Source organism: Sporomusa termitida, assembly GCF_007641255.1.
GTDB lineage: Bacteria > Bacillota > Negativicutes > Sporomusales > Sporomusaceae > Sporomusa > Sporomusa termitida.
The window spans coordinates 2,923,663-2,940,547 of the sequence record NZ_CP036259.1; the positions used below are offsets into that span (position 1 = coordinate 2,923,663).

At 46.2% G+C, this 16,885-nt stretch carries 12 protein-coding genes and 1 riboswitch; of the genes, 1 reads left to right on the forward strand and 11 read right to left on the reverse strand.

Features of this window, described 5'->3' with window-relative positions; all coding sequences use genetic code 11:
- Positions 1–84: 84 nt before the first annotated feature.
- A riboswitch (molybdenum cofactor riboswitch) is annotated at positions 85–202 on the reverse strand.
- A 616-nt stretch (positions 203–818) separates the two neighbouring features.
- The 11 genes from SPTER_RS13840 to SPTER_RS13890 form a co-directional block, all read right to left on the reverse strand.
- Complete coding sequence (locus tag SPTER_RS13840) at positions 819–2,312, reverse strand: sodium:solute symporter family protein (protein WP_144350928.1); 1,494 nt, start codon at positions 2,310–2,312, stop codon at positions 819–821.
- A gap of 536 nt (positions 2,313–2,848) precedes the next feature.
- Entirely contained in the window at positions 2,849–4,105 is a 1,257-nt protein-coding gene (locus tag SPTER_RS13845) for a molybdopterin molybdotransferase MoeA (RefSeq protein WP_144350929.1), read from the reverse strand.
- Between the two features lie 186 nt (positions 4,106–4,291).
- Positions 4,292–5,305: a molybdopterin-binding protein gene (locus SPTER_RS13850; protein ID WP_246105628.1), complete on the reverse strand. Its 1,014-nt coding sequence runs from the start codon at positions 5,303–5,305 to the stop codon at positions 4,292–4,294.
- 240 nt (positions 5,306–5,545) lie between these two features.
- Positions 5,546–5,953 (reverse strand): prenylated flavin chaperone LpdD, encoded by a 408-nt coding sequence (lpdD, locus tag SPTER_RS13855; RefSeq protein ID WP_144350931.1) that lies wholly within the window; start codon positions 5,951–5,953, stop codon positions 5,546–5,548.
- Complete coding sequence (locus SPTER_RS13860) at positions 5,940–6,518, reverse strand: UbiX family flavin prenyltransferase (protein WP_144350932.1); 579 nt, start codon at positions 6,516–6,518, stop codon at positions 5,940–5,942. The genes lpdD and SPTER_RS13860 overlap by 14 nt, the downstream gene beginning before the upstream one ends.
- Positions 6,519–6,981: 463 nt before the next feature.
- Positions 6,982–8,478, reverse strand: a complete 1,497-nt coding sequence (locus SPTER_RS13865; protein WP_144350933.1) for a UbiD family decarboxylase — start codon at positions 8,476–8,478, stop codon at positions 6,982–6,984.
- Positions 8,479–8,643: 165 nt separating this feature from the next.
- Positions 8,644–9,978, reverse strand: a complete 1,335-nt coding sequence (locus tag SPTER_RS13870) for an MFS transporter (RefSeq protein WP_144350934.1) — start codon at positions 9,976–9,978, stop codon at positions 8,644–8,646.
- A gap of 169 nt (positions 9,979–10,147) precedes the next feature.
- Positions 10,148–10,579, reverse strand: a complete 432-nt coding sequence (locus tag SPTER_RS13875; protein ID WP_144350935.1) for an MOSC domain-containing protein — start codon at positions 10,577–10,579, stop codon at positions 10,148–10,150.
- 35 nt (positions 10,580–10,614) lie between these two features.
- Positions 10,615–11,598: a GTP 3',8-cyclase MoaA gene (gene moaA, locus SPTER_RS13880; RefSeq protein WP_144350936.1), complete on the reverse strand. Its 984-nt coding sequence runs from the start codon at positions 11,596–11,598 to the stop codon at positions 10,615–10,617.
- Between the two features lie 187 nt (positions 11,599–11,785).
- The gene (locus SPTER_RS13885) at positions 11,786–12,631 is read right to left on the reverse strand and encodes a 4Fe-4S dicluster domain-containing protein (RefSeq protein WP_144350937.1); all 846 of its coding nucleotides are present in this window, start codon (positions 12,629–12,631) and stop codon (positions 11,786–11,788) included.
- Positions 12,631–15,216 (reverse strand): molybdopterin-dependent oxidoreductase, encoded by a 2,586-nt coding sequence (locus tag SPTER_RS13890; RefSeq protein ID WP_144350938.1) that lies wholly within the window; start codon positions 15,214–15,216, stop codon positions 12,631–12,633. Before SPTER_RS13890 ends, SPTER_RS13885 begins: the two co-directional genes overlap by 1 nt.
- Before the next feature lie 739 nt (positions 15,217–15,955).
- Between SPTER_RS13890 and SPTER_RS13895 the strand changes: the two genes are divergently transcribed.
- Positions 15,956–16,849: a LysR family transcriptional regulator gene (locus tag SPTER_RS13895; protein ID WP_144350939.1), complete on the forward strand. Its 894-nt coding sequence runs from the start codon at positions 15,956–15,958 to the stop codon at positions 16,847–16,849.
- Positions 16,850–16,885 lie beyond the last annotated feature (36 nt).

Here is a 16,885-nt window from a genome sequence, read left to right on the forward strand (position 1 = left end):
CCTTCTATTTTTAGAAAAGGACTTGGCAATAATTCTAAGTCAACACAACACAGGCAACCCAAAATAGACGCGTAAGTTGCGCTGACCTTTTTTTCTTGCACTCCTTTCCAAATAGGGAAGCATAGCAGTTTCCCACTATACCGGTCGGCCGGCTACCATGCCAAAGGGGTTAGGTAAATCGGCTAAGGAGTAGTATCTAATTCAGTTTATCGAAGCATTATTTCTGCAATGATAGCACAAGGCAAAACGGACATGACCAATATATGCCAGAACAAACAGATGCCTGTGATTACAACTATCTTAATACATCTACCAAGCACTGTCAATCACCATCGCTAACATAAGCAAACATAGAAGGATTTAGTTGCTAAGGTTAATTAGGTTTCATCAGTTACATTTACGTTGTACTGTTGCCGCTAAGCCAAAGGACCCGCAAGTCGCGGAGGTGTCTGCCGAAAGTTATACTATTATAACCATACAGAGTAAAAAAGGAAGACATCCCTGGTGCTGCTGTGCCAACAGCAGCACCAGGGATGTCCGTCAATAGCCTTTCCAGCCGGAGAGAGAAGGAGCTTACATTATTTTTTTGAGTTTTGTCTCATTTGCCCAACTGTGCAAATAAGACCGAGAATCAGCATTAGGCCACAAAGATAAGAAGCAACACCAAGGTCGACACTCATTCGCCTTCCTCCTTTACCATTTTTTCCCTGGATTGGCGAATCGCCATGCACCATAAAAGATAAAAGCTATTGCCAGCGTTAGTACTAGCTCTTGAATAAATAACTGTAAAACCCACATATTTCTTCCCTCCAATTTAGTTATTTCATGTTAGGATGCTCTGCTGAAGCATAAGCAACAGCGGCAGTATTGGTTCTTCGCAGCATCCCCGGTTCACCAGGGAGAGCAGCAAATAAAATAAATCCTAACACAACTGAACACAAAGTTACCGGGTACATATTCAAGGCCCATGGTCCGGATGCCCAGGCCGGGGTAGCAAAGGTCCACCAAAAGTTCACAATATAGGTAACAATAACCGTTATCCAGGCAGCCGGCTTACTGGTCTTCCAGATCAAGCCAAATAGAAATATCAGGAACAACGGGATGCCAAAGGAAAATGCCCACAAGAAAACGGGAAATAAAATGGGGGCAATCATTGCGGGAACAGCGGCCAGCAGGCCACACACCAGAATCATCGGCCGCATCAGCTTAAGCCTGGTGCTATCAGACATTGCCGGGTTACAAGCGCCTTTGAGAATGTCGTTAACAAATACGGTTGCGTTCCCCATGATAATAGCACTGCCTGTTGACAATACGGATGTGAGTAAGCTAACCATGAGCAAGGCATAAACCCACTGCGGCATCGTTTTTAAGGCAACTTCCATGACAATCAGTTTAGGGCCGATAGCGGCAAACGCCGGAATTGCCATACCACACAGCGCTATAACCACCCACGGAAAACAGGTAAGAACATTGGTCAAGCTGCAAATCCAGAAGCCTTTCCGGCAGTCTTCATCTGTTCTTGCCGATAAGAGCGGTATATACATCCCCTGAGCAACACCACCTGCACAGATATGCAATACAGCTACCGGTATTATGACCTGGAATAAAGTTTCCGGTGAGAAGTTAAATAAATCAAATTTCCATAATTGATCGACTTGCGCATAGGTGGCGAGTATACCTTCCCAGCCGCCAACATTAGCAGCAAGCCACGTTCCCAGAAAAAACAAGGCAAGATAGGAGCCGACCGTCATTACTATGACGTTGATCGTACTTATCCATACCAATTCTAATACCCCGCCAAAGATAATGTACCCAATCATTAACAGAAAAGCTAATATAATGCACCAGGGCTGATACGGAAGTACTCCGGCACATAAGCCGTAAATAGCGCCGGCTGTAGCCAGCGTTTCAGCCATAGCAATCGCGGTCCAGGTGCCAATCTGTATGCTACAATGTAAAAAACGCATTTTGTGCCCATAGAGAAGCCCCATAGCCTCGGGAATTGTTTCTACTTTTAAATTGCGCACCCACGGCCCGGTCCAGAACATCATGATCGGGATAAAGGCCCCGCCAACGATTATCGGCCACCAAAGCACCGCCGCTCCCATTACCGAGGACGACTCCCATAATGACATTGTGTGTCCGGAGCCATGCGGGATAAGCGCTAACGCTAAAGTAACCAACCCCCAGGTTAGCGACTGCCCCCCCATTGAAAAATCAACCATGTTCTTGATGCGGCTATGGAGAAAATAATTCGCCAAACCAATTAAAATGACAAAATACAAAATAGCAATGATTAACGGTCCCCACATATTAATAAGCTCCTCCTTTTTTGATAAATATTATCAACGTCCTAATCATTATCTTTTATTTATTCCCCCCAATGCCCTTGCCGGCAAATAATGCTGCTCTCCCTGCCTGGCGCCTCCCCTCCGGCCTTAAATTTACCGTTATTAAAATATGCGAATATTCATTTTTTTCTATTGCAATTCATGTGCCAAGCCAGAAATCCGGTTTTAGCAGTAAATCTCTTACATTATGCAATTTATCGATGATTTTTTTCATCATAGCGTGCATAAGTTTATTTAATTTTTTCATAAACATTACTAATATCAGGCTAAATATTTTGATGCTGTTATTCATCATACGATGCTGTCTTCCATCTATTGTTGATTCTGATTTTTACACGGTGTAATCATTATAAAAAAAAAGCGGCAACCTGGTTGAAATCACCAGTTTGCCTGACCATATTTTACCTCCGATTTTTATCCCGCCATCCGCGAGCTGCGTCCACCTGCTAAAATTATACCACTCACCGCCATAATACTTCCGCCTGTACAAAGACTCCTTAAAGGCCGGGCAAAACCGCTGCTGTCCGTTCATCAATATTGCCTACCAATACGGCTGAAACTTTCTGTCCCACACATAGCGGACCACTGTTGGCAGGTATGTCAATTAAAGCATTGCAAGTAATCATAGATTTTAATATGCCATTACTCTGTTCCCCTGTCAGTTTTATATAGTTTTTTTCGTCTTGCCGGTAAATCCTGCCTCGCAAAAATCTTCGCTGCGGGCTTTGCTTAGGGAAATTATCAGCAAATACTGCCGAAATTCGCAAAGGCAACTGACACGCAAGCCCCATCATTTTTTTTAATAACGGGACAACGATTAAGTTAAAAGTTATCAGGGCGGCGGCAGGATTTCCCGAAAGGGCAATAATCAGCTTATTGTTTTTTTCAGCCGCAATAACGGGTGAGCCCGGCTTCATATCGACTTTCCAAAAAATAATATTTGCTGCCATTTGCTTCAGCGCATCTAAAACCACATCATAATCACCGACAGAAGCTCCGCCTGTGGTAATGACTATATCGGATACCATTAAGGCTTGAGAAATCCGTTCAGCGGTAACCGCTTGTTTATCAGCGACAATCCCAAAGGCAATCGGTTCCGTACCCAACTTTAGACAAAGCGCCCGTAAACTATGCAAATTACTATTATAAATTTTTCCCGGCTGCAATTCTTGCGCCGGGTCTAACAGTTCATCACCGGTACTAAGAATAGCCACCCGTACTTTATTAAATACCGGCACTTTGGATAATCCAATCCCAGCAAATAAACCAATCAGCGACGGGCTTAGCAAGTTGTTTTTATAAGCAACGGTTTCGCCTTTTTTTATATCCTCTCCCGCCTGAATAATATTGCTGCCGGCGTTTAAGATATCACTTATGGTTATATAGTCGCCGTTTCTTTCGACAGCCTCGTATTTAATAATCACATCAGCGCCAGCCGGTACAGGCGCACCAGTCATTACTTTGCTGGCGGTGCCTGAGGTTACTTTCTTCGCAGGGAGATATCCCGCCCGGATCTCCTCAATCACACTAAGTTTGACAGAACCCAGTTGGGCAACTTTTTCAGTATCTTTGGCCTGCAGGGCATATCCATCTAAGGGCGATTTGGCAAATGGCGGCAAATCCTGGCCTGCCTGTATGTCTTGGCTTAAGACCCGGCCTGTGGCGTCGAATAAAGACACATAGCCTTCTTTTACAGGCTTAGCCAGTGCCAAAAGCAGGGTTTGAGCTTCTTCCAGAGAAATATTGGTCTTCATCTTTTTCCTCCTCTAAATAGTAATACTAGTACTTCATCTTTCTTAAAACCGATGGAATAGTTTGCGTAGATTTTTACGCAATGCAAGGCGGAGGAAGGAGGCATACCGGACGTATGCCGACTGACGACAACGAAGGGTTGCGGAAAATAGACCGTCAGTATTCACTGGATTAGGGCTGACAAGGTACTATGCGCCGGTGCCAAATGAGCAGGCCGGATACTGGCAGACATCACATTCCAGACATAAACCGCCCTTACCCAGTTTAATGATGTGCGCTCTTGTAATCACCTGCTTTGTCAGTACCAGCGGCAGAATGAGATCGAAAATGGTAGTATGATGATACATGACACAGCCGGGAAGTCCCAATACCGGTACTGTCCCCAAATAAGCCACCAGCAGCATCGTACCTGGTAAAACAGGGGCGCCGTAAGTTACTATTTCAGCCCCGGCTTTTTTTACTCCGCACGGTGTTACATCGTCAGGATCAACCGACATCCCACCGGTAGTCAGTATAAGCTCAACGCCACCGGCTATTAATGTTTCAACAGCATTGGCTATTAATTCTGCTTTGTCCGGAACAGTAATATGCTGTATTACCTTGCAATCATATCTTTCTACTTTTTCTCTGACAACCGGCGTAAATCTATCTTCTATGCGGCCATGATAAATCTCACTGCCGGTAGTAATAATACCGACCCTAAAGGGATGAAATGGTTGTATGGATATTACCGCCTGCCCCTTGGCGATAGTAGCCACAATATCTAGTTTTCGTTCCTCAATGACCAACGGAACAACCCGGACACCGGCTATCTTATTTCCTTTTTTCACCGGCCTGTGATTATTGCGGGTAGCAACTGCTATTTCCTCTACCGAATTAATTTGCAGTAAAACCTGCTCGTCAATCATACATATTCCATCATACTCAGCTGTCATGCTGACCTTACCTTCACTAGGCTCGGAAAAAATAATTCCTTCGCCGCTTATTGTTTGGGCAATGCGTAATCCTGCCTCATTTTCATGGACAAACCCCTCTTTGCATTCCCAGACAAAGATATGCTCCTTGCCTAGCTGTAAAAGTTCGGGAATGTCTTGGGCCGTAACTATATGCCCCTTTTTGAATGCCCGCCCCTTAAATTCTCCGGGAACAATTTTGGTGATATCGTGGCACAATATACACCCAACAGAATCTTCCACTCGCATTTTCTGCACAACTCCATCTCCCTCTGGGTTCATGATCTCAATTTAAAATTTAATTCTCTCTTAAATAAAAATACTTTCTTGAAATAATAAAGAAATACCATTGCGAATTGCTGTACCCGGGCAACACTTGCTTCGCTTGGTAAACATAGCTCGGCAACCTGCCAGTAATAAGATTTTATTTATAACACAGTAGTTATTCTTATATTATAAATTGCAAATAAACAGGGGGCATATTTACGACTACTTTTTTAAACTGTTTAAGTCTGTGATTATTTTCTTTATAAGCAACTTACAATTAACAATAAGCTGGCTAATATCCTCTGTGGATATCTTATCAATATGGATGCCCGCCACAACCGTTACCCTGCAATGTATTGCCGCCGCTATTTTCCTCGCCGCATTCCGGGCTAACATATCCTCTTGGTGGCCGGTTACACACAGGACAGAAGCACTGGCAGAAACCTGCGAGGAGTCAGCAAGGCTGGGGCGCGGTATCCCCAAAGCCACAGCCCCGATATGATAGCCAGTGCCGCCGGCAAGGACTACCACAACATCTGTTCCGCAAATACAGACAGCTGCTTCAATTTTGTGAACCCCTGTCCCCCAGCTTAGCTTGCGCATTTCGATTTGATTGTTACTTTCGGTCACGCACTTTCACTCCTTTCCAGGGAGCGAACTCTGTAAAAACAATATCAAACAGCATCATAATCTTCCCCATAAGGTGATTAACCATATCCTGAATCGAGCCTGGGTTATTGTAGAAAGTCAGCATCGGCGGGAGAATTATGCACCCCTGCTGAGCAGCCTTAGACATATTCTCCAGGTGAATTGAACTTAATGGCAGTTCCCTGGGTACCAGCACTACCCGGCGCCGTTCTTTAAGGCAAACATCTGCCGCCCGCAACAAAAGATTGTCTGTATAACCGGTAACAATGCCGGCTAATGACTTCATGCTGCAAGGAATAACAACCATTCCATCTGTTTTAAAGGATCCGCTGGCAATTGGTGCCGCAAGATTATTAATATCATGCTGATAGTCCGCCAAAACGGCGATATCGTGAAAGCGCATATCGGTCTCATATTCAAAGGTTTTTTTCGCACCGTCAGTGACAACCAAATGAGTTTCACAATCTGGCTGCTCAGCGAGTGCCTTCAGTAAATTCACGCCCAAAATTACACCGCTGGCTCCGGTGATGCCAATAATTATTCTCACGTATCTGTGCCTCCTGTAGTATAACTAAAGAGATTATTTACCATGATGATAGAGCCTTTTTCAATCCGCGACATGATACGGCGCCGTAAACGCTGTTCTACGTTACCCTTGGTTGTACTATTTATGGCACCTGATAAATCCTTGACACTCTGGAACTGAAGAATAAACCAGCTGCCACTTATTTATTAGGCGCTCGCCGCCCGCTTAGTCATCCGGACCGGCTGCTTCTCCCCCAGCGCCAGATACATATTCAGGTTTGAACACTATATAATGCAAAGGGGTCCGAGAATCAAAGAAGACTCTTGGACAAATGACCAGTCTTGTTTTCGGACCCCTTGCACAATCCACTCTACTAACAAAGCTTATTGAATTATGTTTAATAAAGTCTAATAAAGCTTCAGTCTTGCGCTGCTTTTTAGGGTTAACATTGCGGAAGGTGAGCTGTCTGATTAAGTGTATATTACTATTCTTTTTTGAATAACTCCGGCGCATAACGCCTCGGATCTACTTCCATAAATTTTGCCCTTTGGAAGTGGGCTTTTAGGGGAAAAGGTACCGTACAATCAAAAATCACCTTGCAGGAAATCCCACGATCCCGAATCATGGGATTATAATCAGCAGTCTGGGAAGGGTCTAAGGGATGACAACGCACGCCAGGTATAAAAATTGTGTCAATATCACCTTGATAACGGGTATTTAGAGCCCACAGAACATCATTGCTATCAAACGGATCAACATCTTCATCAACTAAAATTACATGTTTAAGCTCCGAGAAGGCGGAGAATGCCAATAATGCAGCTTGCCTTTGCCGGCCTTCATCACTGGGCATGCTCTTTTTGAATTGCAGAACCGCCATATATTTGCCACCGCCGGCCGCATGAGCATAAACATTCAACAGACGGCCTGGCATGGCCTTTTCTACCATCTGCAATATACTTGCCTCGGTCGGTATGCCAGCCATAGTTACATGTTCTTCACTTGGCCCAATGCAGGTTTGCATAATTGGATTACAGCGGTGAGTAACTGCTTTTACTTTGATCACTGGCAGTTCCGGGGCAGCCGGCCCTGAATAACCGGGAAATTCCGGCATAGCTTTGCCGGTATTACTGTGGAAATCTTCTCGCATGCGCACTCCGGGCAGCAACTCACCTTCAATAACATATTCCGCATTGGCAATGGCCCGTTCGTTGATCGTTAAGCATTGCACCATCTCTACGGCTTGTTTTCTTATCGCTCCGGCCACACTTAATTCATCAAAACCAAGCGGAGTCGTCGGCGGCTCAAAACATGACCCCACGGCAATAGCCGGGTCTACGCCGATACTTATTGAAATCGGCAGCGGCTTGCCGGCATCTTCGGCTGTTTTAAAAAAAGAACCGATATGACGGGCGCCGGGGGTTATCCACATCGACATTTCGTCCTTGCTTTGCAGGCATAGGCGGTGTATGGTGACATCTGATTCACCAGTCTCGGGATCTGAGGCATAACACATACCCAGGGTAATATAGGGACCTGCATCCTCTGCGGTATTGGTTGGTGCAGGAATCAATGCTCTAATATCAAAACCCGGTTCAGTCGCATAATGTACAACTGCCTGACATAGGGCTCGCTCGCGGGGAATGGTTATGGGCGCGATCGGTTCTTTAACGGCCTCATTTAAAAGAAAACCAAGCCGTTCCGGTTTTGTACCAAGCATTAAGGCTACTCTTTCCCGACTGGCCAAAAGCCCTGTGACCACTTTCGCACCTGCGTGCCCTTTTATGTTGTTAAACGACATTGCCGGTCCAATTCGCGTGGGCCGCTGCACCGTCCCCCCCGCGCCAACATGGCGATAAACACCTGCTAGTTCTGCCTGGGGATCTACTGGTTCGTCGGTCTCAATTAATTGTCCCTGGACCGTCCTCAGGAGGTCCAGGGCGGAACGCAAATCAGTTATTTGCGCATTTGTTTTTGCAGACATCATACACCCTCCTATAAAAAATCTCGGCAACCGGTATTCTCGTCCTGCACGCCAGGTTATTAAATGCCCCGCAGGCAAGCACGCTTCCCTCCTCTTGCCTGCAAGAAGTTCACCAAAATCCGGCTAACATAAGTCAGGCTTTGTATATCAACAATACAGTCGATACTATTTTGCTAATCTGTTATCAATTGCCGAATTTGTATCTTTTTGAAAAAAATCAGTGGTAAAACTAACAACAATGGCGCTAAAAATGGGAAACAGGGCAAAAAACATCAGATTATAGCCCACAGGCAGGTTCATGGCTACCAGCATGCCGCCAATGATCGGGCCGGCCGTACCGCCAACACGACCAAGGCCATAACCCCAGGTAGTACCCGTGGCCCGGAAAGAAGTGGGATACGATTGGGCGATATAGGAACCGGCCACGCCGGACAGACCATGTTGTGCCGATCCGGTCAGGAACAAGCATACTGCCAGCAGGTAGGGATTTGGCAAAAAACCGATAAGCGAGACCAGTATGGCTAACGTGACCAAGCCTATTTGCAAAGACTTCTTACCGCCAATAGTATCCTGCATCCAGCCAAATAGAGGGATGCCGAGTAAGAACCCAAGGTTCCAGGTCATGGTAAAGAACAAGCTGGTATTTATGCTCCACCCCAGCATGGTCATGAGTTTAGGCAGCCACATCAAAACACCATAGATGAATATATAGTTGCTCATCATCATCAGCCAGAACAGAATAGTATTTTTGCCGTAGCCGGCTGAGAATAAACTGGCCAGACTAGCTTTACCGGTATCCTTTATATCCAGCTGATAGTCATCTGCCGGCGTAGCCTTGAACGTCGGTTCAATTTTTTCTAAAACCCGGCCAATTTCAGCATCCTTTCCTTTCCTCTTAAGAAAGGCTAATGATTCAGGCAAAGTATACTGCGCCACAAGCAGCAGCACCATAACAGCGGTAAGCAGGAACATCGGCCGCCAGCCATAGGCGGAAATAACCGCCATACCCACCAGAGCAGCGATCACTGTACCCGAGGCCATACCGGAAGTAACCCAGACTGTTACACGACTGCGAATTGGTTTCGGCGAAAACTCGGAGGCGTAGGCCACCGCCAGCGGAAAAACACCAGCCAGGGCGAACCCGCCCAGAAAACGGTAGACGGCAAACTCTGTCAAAGTCGAAACAAAGCCACACAATACGGTGAATACGATATACATAGCCGTACCGATCATAATCGCCAGCTTCTTGCCAATCTTATCGGCTAAAGGGCCAAAAAACAAGGAACCGAAAATCATGCCAAACATGCCCCAGCTGCCGAGCACACCGATTTGAGCAGGGCCAATATTCCAATCCTTCATTAAAGATGGAACAATCAGGCCAAAAATGTTAATATCGATACCATCACAGATTGTGGTAATCATGCAAATAGCAATAATTTTTTTGAAAAACCCATTAAATTTAGCCTTATCAATCATTTCACTTATCAATATTGGACGCATTTCTACTCCCCCCTGAACTTAAATCTGCTTAGCACCGCATCCCTGGTTGTACCGAATTTAGGATTTAGATCCCAATTACTGAGTGGAAACAACCCGGATAAATACTGCGAATTTTCTGAACTTAATTCTTGCAATGCTCTATGCAAGTTTAATGACCAAGACGACAGACTTAAACAACCGCCACGACGTCACCAGTTTTTATCGACCCACCTTGCAGCACAGCCGCAAAAATCCCCTCTTTGGGCATGACACAATCGCCGGCCTGATAATAGATGGCACAACGGTTATGACATTCTTTACCGATCTGGCTTATTTCCAGCACCGCTTCCCCTATTCGCAGGTGAGTTCCTATCGGTAAAGCCGGCAAATTTAAATTAACGGTGGTAATGTTTTCTGCAAAATCGCCGGGATTTACCCTGAGGCCTGCCTGCCGCATTTTTTCTATACTTTCTAATGCCAGCAAACTTACCTGACGGTGGGCAAAACCGGCATGCGCGTCGCCCTCTAAACCTAAACCCGGTAGTAAGCGGGCCGAACTAACATTTTTTTTACGCTCCCCCTTGTAAAGACTGGTGGATACGGCGACTACCCTGCTTGCCAAATGTCTGTCCCCCTTTCGACTTTATTTTTTTGGACTCAGCCGCCAATTTGCGACATTCTCCGTTTAAAATCCGGATAGCCACTGGCGCGGCAAAGTGAATGGCCCTGCGGTTTGGCCTTGACGGCCTCATGAAATAACATAGCCAATTCCCGATCACTGGCACCACTGCGTAAAGGCGTTTTAACATCCACCTCCCGGTTGGCTAACAGGCAGGGTCTAAGCATACCGTCTGCAGTCAACCGTAAGCGATTGCATTCGCCGCAAAAATGGTCGGACAGGGGTGTAATAAAGCCGAATGTTCCTCTCGTCCTGGGGAATTGGTAATATTTCGCCGGTCCGTTGCCCTTAATATTGCCTGCCGGCCCCAATGTCTGGCTGCCGGCAACCGTACTTAATAATCTTTTCACAGCAGCGGTATCTGCCCCGCTGCCAATTCCGTTGCCGCCAATGGGCATGTATTCGATAAACCGAACCGCTATGGGATGGCGATAGACTAGTTTATTGAAATAGGCTAAGTCGGTTTCTTGCAAGGCATCGGTCATCACTACATTAAGCTTTACCGGATGTAACTCTGCCGCCAAAGCACTCTCAATCCCCCGCAGTGTGTCTTCCAGCCGCCCACAGGTCGTGATTCGGGAAAAGCTGGCCGGATTGACAGTATCGAGACTGATATTGACGCGGTGCAGCCCGGCGGCTTTTAAAGCCTGAGCCAGCGGCGGCAACAAACTGCCGTTGGTGGTCAGAGATATATCATCAATAATTCCTATTTCCTTAATGCCGCGAATAAAATCTGCAAGGCCGGCCCTTACCAGCGGTTCCCCGCCGGTAAGCCGTATTTTGGTGATTCCTTCGCGGCCAAAGACAGTAATTAACCGCAATATCTCTTCATAAGTGAGAATTTCCTTATGGTCCAGCCACTTGGCCCCTTGGGGAGGCATGCAGTATACGCAGCGAAAATTACAACGATCGGTAACTGAAATCCGCAGGTAGTTCACAACACGCTTATAATGGCCCGGCATACCTTTCCTCCTATCCAGAGAAATTAAGAGAAATTAGCAAACTGTAATTTTATTTCAGATCTTTTCCGGCATTAACCCAATTGGCGTCTGACGCATGGTCTACCAGCAGCATATATCTACCTGCTCTGATAGACCATTTATCATAGCCAAAATCTCTATGCAGCACATCGTGCCCTGTCGCGCTGCATCAGGGATTCAGATAAAAGGTTCCTACATTCACACTTGCATGCAAAGCAAATTCCCTGGTTTGGGCAGCATAGCCGGGATACTCTACAGTAACGGCATAAGCACCGCTATTAGGTTCCAGTTTGTCGATTTTAAAATCACCATAGTTATTGGCAGCTGCCACCCAGACTTGCTGGGATGCTATATTCGTCAGGGTGACTTTTGCACCGTCGGCGCATTCCTTTTTGTCATGCAGTTCTATGCTGCCGGCAACATGGCACTGAGTGAACCGGTACAAATTTTTGTACCATACGCGCGGTTTGGTACCATATTCCGGATGGAAATACTCCAGGCCCTCAGCTGCTGTCTTTTCAGCCATTTCGCTGTCAGTGGCGTATAGAAAAGTCAATGACCCGGTCGGACAGGCAAAAGAACACCGCGGCTGGCTCCATTCACCGCTGTCCAGCAAGTGAGCACACATAGTGCACTTTTGCGGTAATTCGCTCTCTTCATTCCAATAAATGGCCTTATACGGGCAAGCATCAACAATCTGTTTTTGCCCCTTGGCTTTCACCGGGTCAATGATGACAATGCCATCCTCCCGTTTGGAGACCGCGCCGTCTTTGGCAGCCTTTTTACAGGCAGGCTCATCACAATGCATGCAGGCGTAGGATAAAGAACAAACATCCTGCAGCGGATATTGCCCGCGTTCTACATAAAGAACATCACGCCATTTTTGGCCAAAGCGCGGTTGAGCCGCAGCAATTGGTAAATGATCATTGTCCCAATGCTCATCTTTGCAGCTAAGAAAGCAGTTGTTGCAGTCATGGCATCTGGCAACATCCACAATCATATTAACTTTTTTCATTATTTCATCTCCTCCCATTTTTCTACTTCCACCAGGTAGGAGTTGGCAGCCATACCACAGGAATTTTTGGTCATAAACCGTTTGGAGTTCAAGTGGTTGATACAACCTGCCCGGTCCGGAGAATTGCCTGGTTCGCCGATCGGCTGATAATCCGCGCAAGACTCATAAGTATGGCAAGTTCCCGGCGGAACCCGTTCCGTCAGCTGGGCGGCACAAATAACAGCGCCTCTGTCGTTATACACTTTGATTAAGTCATGCTGTTTGATCCCTCTGGCCGCAGCATCCTTAGGATTCAGCCGCCAAATCCAGTAGCGATAGCCATCTTCTTTTAAGACACGGTGGTCCCTCAGTTCATTGAGGTGACTTTCCTTGCAATCGCCCATAGTGTGGAAGCTAAACCTTGGATGGGGGGCAACAGCCTGGAGCGGATATTTAGCGGCATGGGCGGAATGATGTCCTTCCCAGGATTCAATATACCGGGTTACGGGATGCCTTTCCATATCATCAGGATCAAACCGGGTCAGGCTGGTGCTGACAAACTCGAGTTTACCACTGCCAGTCTGGAGACCTTTGCGTTTGACTTGTTCGTGAGGCATCGGGCCCCAATCAGGCGTATCAATTTCTCTGTCTTCAGCAAACCAGCGCATGGCCGGAGTAGACTTCGCTGTTTTCGGTTTATTAGGCACAATATAATAACCCTTTTCAAAGAATTCTTCCCAGGTAATGCCTTTAGGCAGGTCAGTCGCGTAAAAATGCTGTTTAACCCAGTCCAGGTCAGTCTTGCCGCCGTCAGTGTACATTTCCCATAAACCCAGCCGTTTAGATAATTCAGAAAAAATTTCGTAGTCTGACTTAGATTCGCCAAGCGGTTCGATGCATTTCTTTTGCAGAGTGATTACCCGGTGGTTACACTGACTATAGGTGTGGGGAATGTAGCCGGAGCAATTGGCAAATTCGCTGATGTCCCAGCGTTCAAAGTTAGTGCAGGCCGGCAGGATAATATCAGCGAATCTTGCTTCGCCTTCAAACCAGATAGACTGATTGACAGCAAACGGCAAATTCTTGGTCCGGTACATTTTTGCATAACGGGCTGTTTCAGTCATGGTCCCAATAAAAGAACCGCCATAGCGATAGTACATCTGAATTTTTGAATACCCGGGCGCCGGATATTCGTATTTCTGGAATTGAGCCTCTACATTAGCGCCGCAGAAGCCCTTACCCCGCCATTCCAGCTTGCCTTCGAGTATAGCCTCAGGAATTCGTAACCGGGGAATGTGTTGTCCTTGCGGGGAGTTAACCGGATTGGTGACAGGGCGCGAATTGGCAAACATCCTGTACGCAAACTCATAACCGGCTGCTGAATTGCCGGTATCGCAGGCAATGCCGCCTTCCGCGTAACCAGGGAAAAAGAAGCCTTCATCGCAGGGAGCGCCTTGGGTTGTGGACCAGATGTTGATACCGGGTTTGCCCATGCCTTGCATGGCAATCAGGCAAATCATCATCCGCGCCCATTCGTTGCCGGTAGTTGCGCGACAGGCGCCACCCCAGCCGCCTAAGCCGCCGGCGCCTAACATGGTCTTCTGCGCGGCCCAGTCACGGGCTAATGCTTTGATTTCCCGGGCGGGAATCCCGGTCTCATTTTCTCCCCATTTGGGGTCTTTCGGAATACCGTCTTCAATACCAAGAATATATTCCGACCACCGCTCAAACCCGTGCGTGCGTGTTGCCACATATTCTTTATCATACAGGCCTTCAGTAATCCAAACATAGGCGATACTGGCCGCCAAAGCGGCATCTGTACCGATACGCGGCGAAAACCATTTATCTGCATACAAACGGGCACTGTGGTTGTAGTAAGGATCAATAAAGATCATTTTTACGCCCAGCTCCTTCAACCAGAAGCGCCGGGGCGTACTTTCAAAAGCGGAGTAAATACCGTTATTCGTTTCCGGGTCAGCTGACCAGAAAACAATCATTTCCGTATTTTGGAGTCCGTCTTCCAGCAGGTCGTATTGCTCAGGGTTACCAAGGCGCCAGCTAAAGCCCCAATTGTGCATGCCACCCCAATGCCAGCCTTCCCAGCTATCAGGGTTATGATCTGCATACGTAAAACCAGCCAGATTCATAAATCTGAATAAAGTACTAAAACGGTAACCGACATTGCCCCACAGATGATGAGAGCTGGCAGTGCTTAAAATGGCTCCAGGACCATAATCCCGTTTGATGCGGATTATTTCTTTTGATACTATATCTAAAGCCTCGTCCCAGCTAATCCGTTCGTAACCGGAACTACCACGGTTTTCCTCATTTCTTTCACCGTCAGGATCAAAATCTACCCGCTTCATTGGATAAAGTAACCGTTTCGGTGAATAGATTTGAGACTTCCAGGCGGCAGTAACCGGAGTGATAGTAGTTTTACGGGGTGGGGTAAACGTTTTGCCTCTGGCCTCAATCTCCCAGGATGGGGCATCCTCCTCTGTCAGTTCCATGGGATACATCCGCAGAATCTTGCCGGCTTCCACATCGACATCGACAAATACCGGGCCACCGGTAGTACCATTGGTAAATCTCTTAATTTTTCCCATATTTATCCTCCTTTTACATAATTAAAAATAGCCATGTACAATTAGGACCCGCAACTTTTGCCGCCTAGCCATACAAGTCCACTATCAGGCTGTACCCGCCTATCCTGCTACATCCTAATTCACCTCCTTTGTATAAACCAGCCTCCCAGTCCGTCATCTTTGCAAAAAACAATGATCGCTGGCGCGGTTCCTCCATCCAGGTACTGGCTGCCAATCACAGATAATTAGAAAATATTCTGAGCTTATTACTTTTTCTAATGCAATTAATATGCCAACCTAACTGACCCGGAAAATCCGGTCATTACACAGAAATTTTTGTTTATTCTGATGATATCTTGCATCAAGAGAGCAACATAGCAGCAAAACATCAAGTATCTTTCCGTTTTATAAATGATGATGAATTGCATATCGATGATGCCATAATTCATCGTTTTACTAATATAATAATTAGATTAACTAATATAAGTACCCAAGCAGAGAAACAGGTGTAAAATTTATTTAATTTAACACCAATTTTAAAAATAAAATTAGGATTATATATAATCATTATGTATTTTAATGCAACATAAAATAACTGTGTGTACTTGGAGGCAAAAGTAAATGGCCGGGCACCGTCAAAAAGCCCTGGCGGCAATTGGCAAGGCAGATTAGCTGCCTATATTTCGAAAATGCAAAAATTTGCCGTTTAGCATGGAAACAGGTATAATTGGGAAAAAACCATCAATAGGCTGGAGGAAAAATGGATATTCAAAAGCTGAAATATTTTGTTTCTGTTGCCGAATCGTTAAGTTTTACAGAAGCTGCTGCCCAACATGGCATATCCCAGTCGGCAATAAGTCAACAGATCTCCGAATTAGAGAAACAGCTGGACACACAATTGATTGTCCGTAATAAACGCCCGCTGCAGTTAAGCTGGGCTGGCAAGATACTGCTGGAGGAGTCTCACGCCCTGATTGCAGCAGCTAACGAGGCATTAAAAAAAATACAGCTGGCCGCAAGGGGAATGACCGGTTATCTTAAAGTTGGTTTTCTGGGAGGAATCGAAAAGGTTTTTTTGCCACAGGCAGTCAGAGACTTTAGAAAAAACTTTCCTAGCATTCACGTAAGCTTGCATCAATATAACTGGGCGGAAATTAATGAAGCGCTGATGAGAGAAGAATTAGATATTGGCTTCACCCTTTCCCACAATCTCGAAAAATTTCCTGATCTGATTGGCAAAAGCCTGCGCAGCGATGTGCTTTGCGCAGCCATCCACATCAATCACCCCCTGGCCTCCCAGGAAATGATTAATGTCGCCGATTTAGCCAATGAGTCCTTTGTCCTATTTACGCGCAAGGCCGACTATCTCTTAAATGATTTAACCTATCAAATATGCTCGGAAAACGGGTTTACACCAAATGTAGTAAATCAAAGCCGGGATCTGTCAGCTTTACTGTTTATGGTCGAGGCCAGCTTAGGGATAATGATTGTTCCCGGTCCTGTCCGCGAAGTTGCCAGTCCAGACCTTCGCCTAATCGAGCTTAATACCCGGCATAAGCATTTTGACGTTATGGTCGTCTGGAACCGCAACAACTTAAATACTTCAATCCCGGTGTTTGTTAAGCATTTGACCAGTTATCCCCTGCCGAAATAATGGCTACTGCTATAATAAACTAAAGAAAGGTGACGC